The organism is Reichenbachiella sp., from assembly GCF_039944555.1.
Classification (GTDB): Bacteria; Bacteroidota; Bacteroidia; order Cytophagales; family Cyclobacteriaceae; genus Reichenbachiella.
Genome location: NZ_JBDUYN010000007.1, coordinates 262513 through 278776, shown reverse-complemented (window position 1 = coordinate 278776; position 16264 = coordinate 262513). Strand labels below are relative to the sequence as shown.

16 protein-coding genes are annotated in these 16264 nt (G+C 40.5%); 3 read left to right on the top strand and 13 right to left on the bottom strand.

What is annotated here, in order from left to right:
• Positions 1-267: 267 nt before the first annotated feature.
• The 10 genes from ABJD64_RS09795 to ABJD64_RS09750 form a co-directional block, all read right to left on the bottom strand.
• Complete coding sequence (locus ABJD64_RS09795; protein ID WP_348178198.1) at positions 268-708, bottom strand: DoxX family protein; 441 nt, start codon at positions 706-708, stop codon at positions 268-270.
• A complete protein-coding gene (locus ABJD64_RS09790; protein ID WP_348178196.1) occupies positions 705-1214 on the bottom strand; it encodes an N-acetyltransferase family protein in 510 nt (169 codons plus the stop codon). The genes ABJD64_RS09795 and ABJD64_RS09790 overlap by 4 nt, the downstream gene beginning before the upstream one ends.
• A gap of 66 nt (positions 1215-1280) precedes the next feature.
• Positions 1281-2249, bottom strand: coding sequence for a phosphatase PAP2 family protein (locus ABJD64_RS09785; RefSeq protein ID WP_348178194.1), 969 nt, complete (start codon positions 2247-2249; stop codon positions 1281-1283).
• Positions 2250-2325: 76 nt separating this feature from the next.
• Positions 2326-2838 carry a heme-binding beta-barrel domain-containing protein gene (locus ABJD64_RS09780; RefSeq protein WP_348178192.1) on the bottom strand — a complete coding sequence of 171 codons (513 nt, stop codon included), beginning with the start codon at positions 2836-2838 and terminating at the stop codon, positions 2326-2328.
• Positions 2838-3314, bottom strand: a complete 477-nt coding sequence (locus ABJD64_RS09775) for a DinB family protein (protein ID WP_348178190.1) — start codon at positions 3312-3314, stop codon at positions 2838-2840. The genes ABJD64_RS09780 and ABJD64_RS09775 overlap by 1 nt, the downstream gene beginning before the upstream one ends.
• Positions 3315-3338: 24 nt before the next feature.
• On the bottom strand, positions 3339-4511 hold the full coding sequence (locus ABJD64_RS09770) for a PLP-dependent aspartate aminotransferase family protein (RefSeq protein ID WP_348178188.1): 1173 nt from the start codon (positions 4509-4511) through the stop codon (positions 3339-3341).
• 4 nt (positions 4512-4515) lie between these two features.
• On the bottom strand, positions 4516-5907 hold the full coding sequence (locus ABJD64_RS09765) for an NAD(P)-binding domain-containing protein (RefSeq protein ID WP_348178186.1): 1392 nt from the start codon (positions 5905-5907) through the stop codon (positions 4516-4518).
• A gap of 256 nt (positions 5908-6163) precedes the next feature.
• Entirely contained in the window at positions 6164-6496 is a 333-nt protein-coding gene (locus ABJD64_RS09760) for a metalloregulator ArsR/SmtB family transcription factor (protein ID WP_348178184.1), read from the bottom strand.
• A gap of 135 nt (positions 6497-6631) precedes the next feature.
• Positions 6632-7579, bottom strand: coding sequence for a bestrophin family ion channel (locus ABJD64_RS09755; protein WP_348178182.1), 948 nt, complete (start codon positions 7577-7579; stop codon positions 6632-6634).
• A 475-nt stretch (positions 7580-8054) separates the two neighbouring features.
• On the bottom strand, positions 8055-9470 hold the full coding sequence (locus tag ABJD64_RS09750) for a pyridoxal-dependent decarboxylase (protein ID WP_348178180.1): 1416 nt from the start codon (positions 9468-9470) through the stop codon (positions 8055-8057).
• A gap of 200 nt (positions 9471-9670) precedes the next feature.
• Between ABJD64_RS09750 and ABJD64_RS09745 the strand changes: the two genes are divergently transcribed.
• Positions 9671-11098, top strand: coding sequence for a PLP-dependent aminotransferase family protein (locus ABJD64_RS09745; protein WP_348178178.1), 1428 nt, complete (start codon positions 9671-9673; stop codon positions 11096-11098).
• A gap of 67 nt (positions 11099-11165) precedes the next feature.
• Here the strand turns inward: ABJD64_RS09745 and ABJD64_RS09740 are convergent, their stop codons facing one another.
• Together ABJD64_RS09740 and ABJD64_RS09735 are read right to left on the bottom strand one after the other, a co-directional pair.
• Positions 11166-11435: a DUF983 domain-containing protein gene (locus ABJD64_RS09740; RefSeq protein ID WP_348178176.1), complete on the bottom strand. Its 270-nt coding sequence runs from the start codon at positions 11433-11435 to the stop codon at positions 11166-11168.
• 169 nt (positions 11436-11604) lie between these two features.
• The gene (locus ABJD64_RS09735) at positions 11605-12492 is read right to left on the bottom strand and encodes a helix-turn-helix domain-containing protein (protein ID WP_348178174.1); all 888 of its coding nucleotides are present in this window, start codon (positions 12490-12492) and stop codon (positions 11605-11607) included.
• Positions 12493-12609: 117 nt separating this feature from the next.
• On the opposite strand from ABJD64_RS09735, the gene ABJD64_RS09730 reads away from it, so the two are divergent.
• Both ABJD64_RS09730 and ABJD64_RS09725 read left to right on the top strand, forming a co-directional pair.
• Complete coding sequence (locus tag ABJD64_RS09730) at positions 12610-12939, top strand: PadR family transcriptional regulator (protein ID WP_348178172.1); 330 nt, start codon at positions 12610-12612, stop codon at positions 12937-12939.
• Complete coding sequence (locus tag ABJD64_RS09725) at positions 12936-15566, top strand: ABC transporter permease (protein WP_348178170.1); 2631 nt, start codon at positions 12936-12938, stop codon at positions 15564-15566. Before ABJD64_RS09730 ends, ABJD64_RS09725 begins: the two co-directional genes overlap by 4 nt.
• Positions 15567-15589: 23 nt before the next feature.
• Here the strand turns inward: ABJD64_RS09725 and ABJD64_RS09720 are convergent, their stop codons facing one another.
• Positions 15590-16105 (bottom strand): hypothetical protein, encoded by a 516-nt coding sequence (locus ABJD64_RS09720; protein WP_348178168.1) that lies wholly within the window; start codon positions 16103-16105, stop codon positions 15590-15592.
• Positions 16106-16264 lie beyond the last annotated feature (159 nt).

The window sequence follows — 16264 nt, the reverse complement described above, 5'->3', positions numbered from 1 at the left end:
TTTAAAAAAAAAGACCAACAGGGATTCAATGTCCTTCTTAGCATTGGCTTTCGATAAAAAACAAGACTTTCTATCACTGTTTAGGCAAAATTCAAGTACCTGGTCGGGGTAGTAGAATGAGTCCAATTGATTTTTTTTTAGTGTAAAGTCATTCTGAAGCTGGCACCAATGTCAGTATTTGTGGTACATTTTTTCATCTTAACAGTTCACTGATAAAACGGGTCGATTTTATTCCAATTTAGACACACGCATTAGTTGATCCGTATATTATCGATTATGGAGCTGCTTGGTTTGATATTGCCGTGATTGGTTATATAAAACGACAAGTGCACCCATCATGATGATATTTTTAAATACATATTGACCAAGAAATGTGAAGGAGAAAGGTGGGTTAGAAAATGATAGTTCCGGAAAAAGGAATAATGGTGAGAAGGTGAAAGCCGTATGTACCATCGCAACCACTATTACCGGCCGTCTGAAAACATTGATCATCAATAGCAATCCCAACAAGGTTTCCCACGTCGCAAGCAAAATGATTGAAACATTGGAGGGAATGAGGCCAAATGTGAGCAATTCTATTGTGCTTTTAGCGAGATCTTCTGCCGGGCTGGCACTTTGAAAAAATTTTAGCACTCCAAACCAGAGATAGACCAACCCAACAGTAATGGCCAAAACATGATTGGAGACTTTTTGTCTATTTTCACTCATCTGTCCGGGTTCATCTTTTGCCAGTATCCAACATCAATGCGTTTACCGAGTTTAAAACCCAGTTCTTCAAAATGTGCTACTTTCCTAAAGCCAAACTTCTCATGCAAAGTGACACTTTCAGAATTGGGGAGCGCTATACCGCCCAGGACTGAATGGTATCTCAAGTCTTTAAGTCTGGCCAGCAATTCAGCATATAAATGACTCCCAATTCCTCTTCCAAGGCTTTCATTTTCCACATAAATAGATGATTCATAGGTGTTCACGTAGGCACTTTTGTTGTATATGCCCGATTTCCAATCGCCTGCTTTCGCATAACCTAAAACCTTCTCATTTTCGACATAAACCAGCCATGGCAACCTCTTAGGATGTGCTTCTATCTTCTGCTGAAATTGAATGACGCTTATCGCTTCTAACTCAAATGTTGAAATGGAATTCAAAACGTAGTAGTTAAATATCCGGCCGATCTCTTCTGCATCCTGTATTTTGATATCTCTTATAAGGCTCATCTCATATTTGTTCACACCTGCCGGTACGGACGGTACGGATTAGTATTCATTTTTTTCAGTGTTAACTTATTTCCATTCCAGTTTTGCATTTTCTAAATCTGCCCTAAATACGGAGTTAGCAAGCATTTCTGTTAGCATTTGATGGGCCAATATCCTGGCTGCTTCTTCATCACTGGGATAATGAATCCCCATGATTTCCCTAGACTCCCCTACTTCATAGGCCAAATCCAAAAATTCACTTCTTTTGGTAGGCACCAATTCGCTCCAGACAAAAGCCTGGATATAGGCCCAAAGCGTATGGCCACTGGCAAAAGACGGGGTTGACATTTGAGCCATTGGCTTAAGTTTATCATTGAGTTGATAAGGCCTTGGTCTGAGTAAATGGTATTTCACCGTAAATTCCATGATACGCATGTCTCTGGTTACCCCTTCTAGTAATTTAGCGGTAGCGGGATAATTTTCAGGCTTACAGGACTCACCTAATACAGTTCTCCCTTCAAAAAACAGATGTTCTAAATTACTCTTGTATCTACTATGGCTTTTCAGCAGACCTATGTGCGGCCAATACCCTATTGGCGCCAATACTTCGCCTGCTCTCTCCTCTTGTGATTTTGTTCTTTTCTTTTGCCATGCCAATAGAAATTCTAACTCGGCCTTGGTTTGATCAGAGCTATTGGCTGGAGGTTTGACTAATGACTTTAGCTTTTCTATTTGCCCCGGATTCAAATAAATCGGAGGCACCATGATATAGATAAGTGAGCCACTATTATACCTATCAGATGGATAGTCGATCTTATCCAAATGGCTACGTTCAGCATTTGGCTCTGCACTGATGGACTGCAATGATTTATAGTGATTTTTTATTGGCTCCAGTGGATGAATATCCTGTGCGATACTACTGCAGTTGCCCATAAACAGCACCGCAATAAATATACTTAAGTATTTGATTTTTAGTTTATTAAATAAATAAACTTGATCTTTAACTACCAGTTCAAATCTTCGTAAGATTCTCTTTTTAGAAGTATTACTTTCCATAATCATGTTGTTTTTTAGTACTTGAAATGCCAGGATCAATTAATTTGTTCTGGTGTCTTGTTGATGTCTCATACAGCTATATTCTTTTCAATAAAACCTTTAAATGGCTAGTCAGCTCGGGGTGTTCATCAGTTGATATATCCAAATCATAGGTAAGCTGATCCCGGTCGAACGAAATCGTTCTCTTGCTTTGTAGTGCATTTTTCAGCCCCGTGTCATTTCTAAGGAAAATACTACTGAAGACGATTTTAAAAGATTTGGAATTATGGTCTACAGATTCAAACTTTCCGACCGTAAACTCCATTCTGGCCGTATTATGACTGACATAGAGTTGCACGGTGCCATCCCCTAACGGCCTAATAAAGCCGGTTTCCCAATGCATGAAATTGTGTTTTCCTTTTGCGATAAGCCAGGCCGTTTCGTCAAATCTTATAAGCGGCTCCTTTTTAAAATCTTCTTCTAATAGTTTGAATTCCATCTGGTCATCAAATTCAAAAGGTTCAATGGTTGGAAATCCACCCGTACCATGACCGCGCCAATTTCCCTTCAACCAGGTGAACGGTTCAATAACTTCTAATAACTCTTCCATTATAAATATTTCTGTTTGGTGAGCCATAATTCTTCTATGCGATACATATGGAAATGGTCGTGCATGAGCGTATGTCTCAATAAGATATAAGCGTTGTATTCCATATACTCATTGTGTTCGGCCTTTTTCTTCCAGATAGAATCGTCAAACGATTGCAGCAGGTCGATAAGTACTCCCCTCAGTCTCATATACTCCTCTATCTCTTCTTCAATACTCTGTTTTGAAAGCTCACTTAATGGCGTGATCTCATCAGGCAGGTAAGGCTTAAAATGTGGTTTTTCGAGTTTTTTAAAATCCTTAAAACGATTCAGGATCATTTGCTCAGCCTGTGCCAAATGACATACATGTTCTTGAATACTCCACTTACCAAAAATTCTTTGCGTCTTTAATAGTTCTCTGGGAATGCTCTTGATGAGGTTGCTCAGAATCTGTGGATTTGGTCGTATACACTCAATCATTGTATCTATATCGTTCATGTAGCCTTGAGTTGTATTTTTAAATCAAAGTGCATTTAATCCGGTTTTTAAATCCTCGATAATGTCGTTTTTGTCCTCTATCCCAACTGATAATCTCAGTAGTCCGTCGGTGATCCCGGCTTTTTCTCTCAATTCTGAGGGCACTGAGGCATGTGTCATAGAAGCAGAGTGTTGAATGATGGTAGAAACATCACCCAGAGACACTGCCAGCGTACACAAATTCAGACTGTTTACAAGCTTTCTACCCGCATCAGCACCATTTACTTCGAATGAGATCATTCCGCCAAAACCTTTCATTTGTTTTCTAGCCAGCTCGTGTTGGGCGTGCGTAGCGAGTCCGGGATAATGTACTTTAACCACTTTGGGATGAGACTCCAGGAAGTTGGCTACGGCCAATGCGTTCTCATTGTGCCTCTCCATCCTTAGCGCCAGGGTCTTTATGCCGCGGTGTGCCAACCAGGAAGTTTGAGCGGAAGGTACTCCACCAAAGATTTTGTTCGTATTCCACCGGCATTTCTCTACCAGTTCTTTAGAACCCACCATCGCACCAGCCAATAAATCCGCATGCCCCCCGATGTACTTGGTCATGCTATGCACGACTGCATCTACCCCATATTCCAATGGACGCTGATTATAGGGCGTAGCAAAGGTGTTGTCCATGACAGTCAGGATACCGTTATTTTTGGCCACGTCGACTATCGCTTCCATATCACATAGTTTCAAGGTTGGATTGGCTGGTGATTCGAGGTATAGAAGTTTGGTATTTGGTTTTATGGATTCCTTGTAAGACAGCGGCTGAGTGGCATCTACAAATGTAGTTTCAATGCCCAAAGAAGCATCCAGATAATTTAAAAGCCCACTGGTAGATGCATAAATGGATTCAGGAGCTATCATATGATCTCCTTTTTTCAAAATGGTTAATAAGCCATTGGAAATAGCCGCCATACCTGATGAAAAAGCAATAGCTGCTTCTCCATTTTCTAAGTCAGCCAATGCCGCTTCCAGGGCTTCTTGCGTGGGGTTGTTAATCCTGCTGTAGAAGTAACCCGGCATTTCGCCTTCGTGTATAGCAGCCCCTTGCTCGGCATTGGGGAAAGCAAAAGTTGAAGCGCTGTATATTGGAGTGGATATGGAGCCTTGATGGTTCGATAAATCAACACCTGCATGTACTGACTTTGTAAAAAAACTCTTTTTCATCGCCCTAGTGTTTGGTCCGTTGTTCTTGACGAATAGCTTTCGGTTCATCTGCTGAATTCTCATCGCAGGAAGAGGGAATTTTGGAGTCACAACATGATGAAACAGGAATTTCCTGCGTCAGACTATTGGGATCTATGGCTTTAGGCACTCCACATACGCCTGTTTCGGGAAGCTCCAACTGAACTTCTTTTGCAGCCTTCCAGTCACCTGTCAAAGCGGCTACTACCGATCTGACCTGTTCAAATCCGGTGGCTAACAAAAATGTTGGCGCACGGCCATAACTTTTCATACCTACGATATAGAAGTCCTTTTCCGGATGACTCAATTCCGCTTCACCATGCGGTTCCACCGACCCACAACTGTGGATATTTGGATCGATCAATGGAGCGAGGTTAACTGGACTTTCGACTATAGTATCTAGTGAAATTCTAAGCTCTCTTAGCATCTCCAAATCTGGTTTTAATCCTGTCGCTACTATGATCTCGTCAACTACCACTTGTTCAACTCCTTTATTCGATTCGCCGGTTATGATTATTCTATTCTCAGCTTTCGAAATGGCATCCACGAAAAAAGGTGTAAGGACTTCCACCTGTCTATCCTCTACCAGTTCTTTCACACGCTGCCCCACTCTTCCTCTACCGGGAAGTTCATCATTGTCCAGTCCCCCATAAGCATCTGATACATTTGATTTTCTCAGGATCCAGAACAATTTCATTGTTGGAGATTGCTTCTTTAAATCAGCCAATTCGAGCAATGCATTTATTGCAGAATGACCACTTCCTATGACAGCTACGTTCTTAGTCAGGTATCTGTCGCTATGGGTGCCTAAAATATCCGGAATCCCATAGTGTATGTGGTCTTTGTATTCAAGTTCACCACTTACAGGCAAGCCAGCCGAACCCATCGGAGTTGGGTTCTGCCAGGTTCCTGATGCATCTATGACAGCACGGGCATAGGCTGCAACAACACTATAGCCTTCAGATTGGACATGCAGTACAAAGGGCGCTGTTTCACGCCCGTAGTTTTTGATTTTGTTTATCCGTTTTCTACTGATCGAAATCACTTTGGAATTCAGTCTGATATGGGGTTTGATTTCATCAGTCTCTGATAAAGGAATTAGGTATTGTTCTATCAGCTCTCTTCCTGTGGGTATGTTATTCCTGTCGGGCTTGGTCCAATCGTATCTGGAAAGAATTTCTGACGAAGCGGAATCTATGTTGTATTTCCATGGTGAAAACATGGCAACATGCTCCCAGCTTCTGATATTCGCTGCGATTTGGTTGCCGGCTTCAAATATGATAAATGGTTGACCTTTCTGGCTCAAATGTGCGGCAGCCGCTAGTCCTATCGGGCCGGCTCCTATGATCGCAATTGGTAATTTGTTGAAGTTATTCATATTACATATCGTCTATTAGCGATATACGAATATATGAATAAATTCTTTTTATACAACCTATTCCGAAAGATTTAATCGTTTCTTTACGATAAAAGGAAGTAATTGACCTTCAGCATTCGAATTGGGGCATTATAAATGATCCGGTAAGAGTGAATCCATTACTGAAATAAATCAAGTATAAGCATATTGCAGCTGCATGAAGAAGAGTAGTCTGCTTAGTTCAGCAGGTGATTTCCAACTGAAACGTTGATATTTACTATGGGTTGAGATTATCAATGAACTGGTTAAATTGGTGCAATAGCTCCCTGTTTAAATAATACAAAGTGAACTTGTCTTTGCTTTCCGTGGTGAAAAGACCGCACTCTTTTAAAACCTTAATGTGTTGCGATATAGTAGATTGTGAATAGTCAAACATTTCAACGAGATCCTTGTTGCAGGTCACATTGTCGAGTCCATTTCCCCCATCCTTTTCAGCCAAATACCTCACCAGTGCTACCCGCAGTGGGTGCGCCAATGCATTCGCAACTTCCGCGATCTTATGATCCGAATCAATAATATAGGAGCTGGAAATGTCCGCACGAATTCTCATATCAATCGTTTATTGCAAATGTACAATATACCAAAGGTACAATTTTGGAATTATCATTATTTTGAGCAGATACTATTTGCCTACTGTATAGTCTTCTAATATCCTTCAGTATCTTCAATAATCCAGATAAGTTCGTTACAAAACGATCTCCCGATACGAAGACACAGAGTTCGTTTCTTTGTGTGTTTTTTCCAATTCGACTTTGAAAATTTCGAAAACATTGTTTCTGATGGTGTCTGCTAAGACGCCGGTGGGCAGATCATTTGAATCTGTACCAAATGGATCCTCGATTTCTTCCGAAATAATTTCAATGCCTAACATGGCGAAGGCCATTACCATTACGGCAGGGATAGTTAAATATTCGAATGCATTGATCAATCCAAAAGGTAAGATGAGGATATAGATCAAAATAAAGACTTTGATAAAGGCGCTATGTGAAAAGGGAATCGGTGTTTTCTTTATTCTTTCACAAATACCAAGTACATCGATAAAACCTTCTATGAGGTTCTTAGACTGCATTTTGTCAAAATCAGAAATTTCAGAAGCTTTATGCATATCTTCAATTTCCCTGTAGAGAAAAGAGGCCACATGATTAGGTTGATGCTCGAAAGTGCTTATATGTTCTTTCGATTCGCCACCTTCGAGGATATAATTCGCAGATTCCATATCATCTCTTAAATGCCAAACCAGCGAAATGCAAAAATTAGAGATGTGTCGACTAAAAAACCTTCTCCTTTCAATGTTTTCCGGCGGAATAATGGAGTCAAGCTGCAGTGCGAAGGTTCTTGTATCATTGATTAGCTTTCCCCAAGCCTCTCTCCCCTGCCACCACCTTTTGTAGCCGGAGTTGAGCCTAAAAACTAAAAATAGAGAAAGTATAACCCCGGTAAGGGAAAAGAACACGGTATCCATATGAAAGGCATTCTTCAAATAATGGATATTAATCAACGTAACAACCGTGGCATAGGCAGCTGACAATATGATAAGGCCCGTCAGCAGTCTCATATTTGAGCTATACTTATAAGACTTTAGTAAAGTCTTAAAAAACTCTGAATTCCACTTACTTGAATTATATGTAATCATTACTTTAAGTTTTTACCAGTTGCTGGCGTAGATACCCTATGCTTTAAAATCCTTTGTTGCGTGCTATTTTCTTACAACAACTTCCTTTTCAATTCCTCTTAAAACCATCTCTTTATAAAATTTTGTGATAGAATTTTCATTCGTAATCACATCTGTCAGCGTTGGTAAATGTACAGCCAAAAAACGTTGAAAAATCAGATAGTTAATGCTCCATTTATATAAATATGAGGAACAAATATAATAGTAACACTATCAAAACAGCTAGTACTTGACACATGTTTCTATCCTAGAAAAGTTTATGTCTCAGTCCTTGACTGAGCAATACGGCCAATTCCTACCGTTTGAGTAAATCAATAGCAAATTCTAGCTATTGTTCAATACCAGCAATAGCGTACCTTTTGGCAATTGTTCTGGTGCGACAAAGCCTTTCAGAATTTCGGGGTCTGATTTCCTTTTGAATTGGTTGTTTAGCCCATCATTCTTCCTTTAAAGAATGATAAGCCTTGCTAAATGCAGCTACCGAGCGCGTAACATCTTCTGAGGTAGTCGACCAAGAGCACACGCTTATCCTAATTACAAGTTGTCCTTTCCACTTGGCAGCACCACACCAACATTCGAGAGATTCCTGGACGGCTTCGAGTGTTTTCTGAGTAAGCTCATCATTTTCACAACAGATCAACACTTGATTAAATACAACCTCATTTAGAACTTGAAATCCCTGCTCTCTCAGTTCGCTTGAGAATTGAATGGCTCTTTGATGTAATCCAAAAACCAAAGCATCTATTCCTTCAAGACCTAGATACTTCATTGTCGCCCATAGCTCGACTATTCTTGCTCGTCTGGACATTTCGGGAGTATATAACATGCCATCTCTTTCGTCTCCGTAAACGATATATGACCCTGTGGCCTGTAGTGCTGAAACCAGAGCTTCATTGTCATGACAAAGTATAATTCCACAGTCATAAGGCGTGTTCAACGTTTTATGACCATCCACTGACCAAGAGTTGGCATTTTCAATTCCACTAGTCAAATGTCTTAATCTTTTAGAGCCAGAAGCCCATAATCCAAAAGCGCCATCAATATGTACCCACGAATTTGCCTTTTTTGCCTTCACACAGATCGAATCGAAATTGTCGAATGAACCAGAGTTTACATTCCCTGCTTGTAATACGAGTACGGTCCTGTCATCGAGTTCAGGAAGGTCTTTTTCGAGTATGCGGCCTTGATCATCAACATCCACCCACTCAATATTGTCTTTCCCCAATCCTAACAAAGCGATGGCCTTAAGAACGGTACCATGCACATGTCTCCCCGCAACAATTCTGATTTTTGGAGCATTGATTAGTCCTTTAGCATTTACGTCATAGTTTAAACGCTCATAAATCCGCCATCTGGCTGCTGCCAGACCGCACATAATTGCCATTGACGAACCGCTTACGAAACCTGCGGCTGTATCAGCTGGCAAATTGAATAATTGTATCAACCAATTTTCTACCACTGATTCAAGCTTTGAGGCTATGGGAGATGTCACATAAAGTGGTGTGTTTTGGTCCCAAAAATCTGATAGCCATTTGGCGGCCAGTGCTGTAGGTATTATGCCACCATTGACCAACCCAAAGTATCTACCGCCAATTTGAGAGACCGTTGCGGGCGACCCAAATACATGTAGCATCTCTAACACTTTCGATGCGTCCATGGAGGTTTCTGGAAGTTGTTCATCAAACTTGGCGAGTGCTTTTATGGCTTCTTGAGTTGGATACACGTTTCTTGTCATTGAATTATCCGCATAGTCAAAGGCATATTGTTTTGCTTGGTCAAATATGCTCTTGTCTGCCAATTCATTAAACATTTTTTCTCTAATATCTCCTTTCACTGTTTCTGTCGTTATCATTTGCTTTCAAACTTTTATCGCCATTCAAATACGATTAATTCATGGCCATTCGTGTCAATACCTTTCTATCAGCCACATTCAAAACTTCGACCTTGAATTCAAGCTGTATTTTTAATCCATTTCCAGATTCATAAAATTAGAGTAATTTCGATTGAGATAACAGATACAGAATTCTGTTATTTAACCATAACAGATTGGGTATGAGGAAGCCATTTATTTATGAGAAAATATCCGGACAAATCCGAACTCTAATAGATCAGGGAGTTATAAAACCTGGAGATAAACTAGAATCCGTAAGAGCGCTGAGCGTTACGAAGAACGTCAGTTTAAGCACGGCATTTAAAGCATATGAAGAATTGGTGATCAAAGATGTAATTGAATCAAGACCAAAGTCAGGATACTATGTAAAACATCAGAACCCGCAACTCTCAGAAGTATCAATGGCTTCAGATACAATATTAAAAATAAGACCACAAGGGACAGAGAAGGTAATTGCTTTTGCTCACAAACATATATCGCGACAAGGGATAGTTCAATTATCAGTATCGGCCCCTGATATAAGCCTTCTGCCAGGAGCTAAACTGAATAAATCAATGAATGAGGTCTTGCGATTGAGTAGTGACAGTTGTCTCAATTATGAAGCTGTAGAAGGGAATGAAGAACTGCGTAGACAAATTGTGCGATACGCTCTTGGTACAGAAGTGTATAATCACCCAGACGAAGTGATTGTTACTCAAGGATGTATTGAATCATTGGTTTTATGCCTGATGACTATTACAAAACCGGGAGATACCATCATCATAGAAAGACCAGCCTATTTCAGCATTTACAACATAATTAAAAATCTAGGTCTTAAAATACTGGAAGTAAATGTGCACCCTACTCAAGGGCTGAACCTGGGCTTCCTGGAAAAGTGTATTACCGAGATCAAAGTGTCCGCCTGCATTTTTATAAGCAATTTTAGCAACCCTACCGGATACTGTATACCAGACGATATAAAAGAAAAGTTGGTTGGCATCCTTGCAAAAGCAAACATTCCGCTGATCGAAGATGATATTTACGGCGAAATCTATTTCGGAAGTTCCCGACCAAGAACATGCAAGTCCTTTGATAAGAAAGGTCTCGTTCTCCTATGCTCGTCTTTTTCCAAAACCTTGGCTCCCGGATATCGTGTTGGTTGGTGTTTGCCCGGAAAATTTAAAGAACGGTTTCTTGAAATAAAGATCATGCACACCGTTTCCTCAGCTTCTCCTACACAGGCGGCAATTGCTCAATTTTTTAATTCGGGTAGATATGACCTGCATATCAAAAAGCTGAGAAAAACGGTACATTTAGAATCTATCAGATATCGCCATGTTATTGCAAAATATTTTCCTGACGGAACCAAAGTGACCAGCCCAGGTGGCGGTTATGTACTATGGATAGAATTGGACAGGAAAATCGACGCAACGGACCTTTTCTACGAGGCGCTAAATAGAGGAATAAGTATATGGCCAGGATCCATTTTTAGTGTTTCCAAAGGCTTCAGGAATTTTATCCGCATCAGCTATGGTACACCCATGAATCAAACTATTGAGGCTGGTTTAAAATTGCTTGGCGGTCTGTCTCATGCTCAAAACGCATCGTAAACAGACCAATGACAAACAACGGTCATGGTCGATGCCTAAAGTGTAGGTACTAATGGCCAGGTTTTGCCTATGAACATTTTACTCGACTGTCGTAACGAACGAAAATATTGAGCCATAAGACTCTGGACCATCTAAAGGTCAAGGGGAATAATATCGCGGCAATCGAAATTAATGCAATCGAGAACTCAAGTGTACCAAATTCACCAAACAAGGATAGAGCTACCCACATGGTAAAAAAGTAGGCTGCATTGAATGCATAACTAATAAACATAGCCCCATAGTAATAGCCTGGCTCAGGTTCAAAGGGTTGATGACAACACGTGCACTTGTCATGCATCTTGCCAAATTTTCGGATATGATATAAGGTCCCATCTTGAAACATCTTCCCTTTTCGACACCTTGGACATTTAACAGCGATTGTACTCTTCAGCCATGAATCCATATCTAATTCGTATTTGTGTTTACAAATAAACGCGATAGAGCTAAGGGATCTTGAGACAATTCAGCTATTGTATAGCACGATTCAGAGATTCTTTGAATTGCTCCGGGTTTTGCCCTACGTGCTTTTTGAAAAAGCGAAGAAAATAAGAGGCAGAAGAGAAATTCAGAAACTCAGAAATTTGGCTAATGGTCATATCTGAGTAAGAAAGTAGTCGTTTGGCCTCAAGTATCGACCGATTCGAAATCAGTTCAGTCAAGGTTTGGCCAATTGTCTTTTTGCAGATGCTATTCAGATAGGACGGCGATATATGCAATAGATCAGCGTAGTCGCTGGGTTGCTTCAATTCGACATAATTGTGATCAATGAGCAGTTCTAATTTCCGTAACTTCTGAGTGGTTGAGCTCGCAGATCCTTCTTGATATTTGCCTGAGTAATTTCTGGCAAGCTTCAATAGCAAAACATCGAGATAGCTTCTCATCAGCCTCAAATCCACATGCAGTGTTGATTTTTTGAACTCCTCAAGCATTTCTTTTACAATGAACCCAACAGCCTCTTCTTCCGGAGGTAAGAGAATCAAAGGGTCAGCCTGCAAAGAGTGAAAAAATGGGAAATCAAACAAGCTATTACTATCCAAGCGCATTTGATAAAATGATCGCTCAAAAAAGAGAATATATCCATCTGTACCTTTTTCTAAATTCCATGAATGAACCTGCCCCGGAGTCATGAGAAAAAAGCTTTGTGGTTTTACGGGATAGTCTTTGAAATCAATTCTATGCGTACCTGTACCCTTGGTAATATACAAGAGCAAATAGAAGTCATGATTATGTGGACGACTAATGAATTGGTGTGCTTTTAGGTGAGGCCTGAGTGCTTCGATATAAAAGGAGTGCTCAAGTGCTTTTGTGCTAAAACTATCTAGTTTGTATAATGGTGGAATGGATGTCTTTTTCATTGCACAGTTTTCTCTCTGAAGATGTATGACTTACGGTTCTTTTAAAGATGGTCAAAAATAACCATAACCATTTCTTTACCTACTCGTTGTATTATATGTTTTACAAAAGGGTAAATAATGAAATCGTCATTAGGTGAATTCGAAGAAATTGTATTGCTGCTGGTAGCTGTACAGCACAATGAAGCTTACGGGCTCTCTATCACGACTGCCATTGAGGAAAAACTACGACGAAATGTCACACTCAGCAGCGTCCATACCGCACTTTATCGATTGGAAGAAAAAGGATTTGTCAGATCGGAAGTTGGCGGCTCTTCTAAAGAAAGAGGTGGACGAAGCAAGCGCATTTTTAAAATTACAGCTGCAGGCAAGAAAACCCTGGAGGCAAGTAGGGAATCGCGAAACATGCTCTGGGGTATGATACCTAAAATCGCATTTGAAGGTATATGAAATTACAACCACCCCAATTAGCACAACGGTTTTTTAGCTGGTATTGCCGAAACCACCTCCATGACTCTATTCTTGGAGATCTTGACGAACGGTTTTACCTGGATCTGCAAAAACACAGTCCGCGCAAGGCAAAAATCAGATACTGGCTTGGCGTATTCAGCTTCATCAGCCGTTTTACCCTAAAAAGGGATCGAAAAACATCTTATCAGAATCCTCATGCTATGCTTATGTTAAAATCTAATCTCATTGGTTCGCTACGCTTCCTGAATAGGAACAAAGGTTTTGCATTTATCAATATCCTTGGATTGACCATAGGGATGACCAGCTTCTTGCTCATCTTATTCTTTGTCAATCATGAATTATCCTTTGATAACTTTCATCAAAATCGGGAACACGTCTTCAGGGTCAATTTCGCCTTCGAAGACAACTCAGGGAATAAGAGCACGCTTGTTAACTCCCCCCCTGCTTTTGCTCCTGGCATCCGGGGAAAGTTTCCCGAAATGACAAGGGTCTCTCAAATGAGATATGCCATGAATTGTTTGCTGGCCAATGGTGAACTTAGCTTTTACGAAGATCATGGCTACTATGCGGATTCTGTCTTTTTAGAAATATTGAAATTCGATTTTAGCTCGGGAAGTCCGAGTACGGCATTGGATGAACCGAATTCCATAGTGATTACTAAGGAAATGGCTAAAAAGTACTTTGGTCATACAAATGCCGTTGGTTCTACCCTACTCCTCAACAATGGCATCCCTTTGAAGGTCACTGGTATCATGTCTACCATACCGACAAATTCCCATTTGAATTTTGACTTTCTTATTTCATTTCCAACTTATGTTGTACCAGATGGCTACGCTTCTGACCTCACTAGTTGGGATTGGCTAGGCTTCCATACTTATGTAGAATTAGAAAACCAAACGGATCCTATACACTTTCAAGAAAAACTCGAACAGCTTTTTAGAGATATACATCCGGAAGATGATCATCCCATGCAGCCCATAGTCCAAAATCTTTCAGATATCTATCTGGGCTCTAGTGATATGACCGATGATGTGGCTAGTCACATGCGGACGGGTAGCAGACTAAACATCTATTCGTTAATGGCAATTGCTGTGCTGATACTCATCATAGCGGCATTCAACTTTTCTAATCTTTCCAATGCAATCTCTGTAAATAGAAGCAAGGGTACTGGCATTAGAAAAGTCATTGGCGCCCAAAGACGAACGATTATGTGGCAACTGCTTACCGAAACCATGGTAATTACGCTCAGCTGTTTGGTCCTGGCTTATGGTTTGTCCATACTATTGTTTCCAAAGATTGCTTGGCTAATGGAATGGGACCTTGCGCTCAGTTTCACGAAGGTGGTTTCCACTCTTCCTATAATGACGATAACTGCTATGCTAATAGGTTTGTCTGCAGGTCTTTATCCAGCCCTATTACTTTCGAGGTTTAATATTATAAAGTCACTAAAGCAAGAATTGAAAATAGGAAGCAGAAATCCTTTTCAGTTTAAAAACATGCTGATGCTGCTTCAATTCTCTATTTCGATTGGTCTTATTTCAGCCACATTTGTGCTGACGCAGCAAATCAATTATTTAAGAAATCGAGCCACAGGCTTCGATAAAGACAATGTGGTGGTAATTAAAATGCTACCAGAGGATATGTCTCGCTATTTCAAAGTGTACAAGGAGCAATTGATGCAGTATTCAGCTGTTCGAGGTATTAGCCGGAGCGATAGAAGCGTTGGTGAGGCCTGGCCATTCAGTGGGATATTAAGAACAGATGAAGGTCCTGAACATGGTAAGATGATTTTTTTTAATCTAACAGATCATGACTATTTCAAAACGATGGGTATCGATGTCCTGGATGGGCGTACCTTTTCTCAACAAAACCGAAGGGATTCTACAGACGCTGTAGTGATTAACCGAAAGGCAGCCACGTTTTTAGATCTAGATAACCCGGTGGGTCAACAGGTACACTTTTTCGATCTAGAAGGGCCTCGAACCATTATCGGTGTGGTTGAAAATTTTAACTACACCTCATTGCATCAGGATATAGGCCCTGTGGCGATGGTCCTTCCTTTTATAGATCTCGAATATATGTATGTCCGATTTGCAGATAGCAACCCGACTGACAATATCCACCTGTTAGAGACTACTTGGGAGCAGATTTCCTCAGGGGCACCTATGGAATCGAGATTCCTGGACGATAACCTGAACCAACTTTATAAATCTGAAGAAAGGCTATCCTATCTTATTCGTTTTTTTTCGGGGTTATCCATCTTCCTTGCTTCTCTGGGCCTTTATGGTATTGTGGCCTTCATGATCAACAATCGTATTAAGGAATTTGGCATAAGAAAGGTACTCGGTGCTTCGGCGCTTTCACTTCATTTATTATTTGTTAAGCAATACGTCTATCAGGTGCTGATTGCTATGACGTTAGTAGCCCCCATATTGCATTATTACCTCAATCGTTGGTTGCAAGCATTTGCCTACAGAATTGTGATTGAGTGGTGGGTATATCCGCTATCTACTTTACTCCTTTTGGTCATTGCCCTTATGACTGTGATCTATCAAACTATTAAAGCTGCCAGGGAAAATCCAAGCGGCATACTGAGGAGTGAATAAGCTATTAGGTTGAGTTTTTTAGGCTACGGAATAATGGCTTCAAACTCTCCATTAACAACTGAAATAGAGGAAGTTAAACCTACTTCAGAATTGGTTGCTTGAAACGAAAACAGACCTCTGTAGCACACTTCATTAGTAGGTGAGCGAAACTCCTGCACAGAAATTACGCCGGAGGTGGAAATGTAAGATGATATAGGCTTGTCCCCATCCAAAAAGTCAACGGTTATGCTTGTTACATTTGTAATGGCATAGTCACCTGGCCCGGTATAAAATGGAATGCCAATGGATAAATTGATGCCATCCTGCTCACCTTTCACATAAATTCCATTGGGTGTAGCATATGAAATGACTCCGTTGCCTGAACTACCACTTGAATCAAAATTCAAGTCTACATGCCCAGTCAAAACCCCTTTTACGAAAACCGAAGTGCATTTGGTATCCGGTACGTCATCCATATGTGGCGAATCTTTGACAAACCCTGCTTCCTCACATGAGGTCATGCATAATGTCATTGCGATACATAAAGTCAGAGTTTTCAAAGTAATACGGATTGCCTGGTATAAATATACAAATTTTATATGCAATGCTGTTCAGACAAAAGACAACGACCTTAATTGGGTTTTATCATTTTAAAGTGTTTGACTAGGTTTGAAATATGCTCCACTCCCGTCAAAGCAAACAAAACTGACTTATCGTTA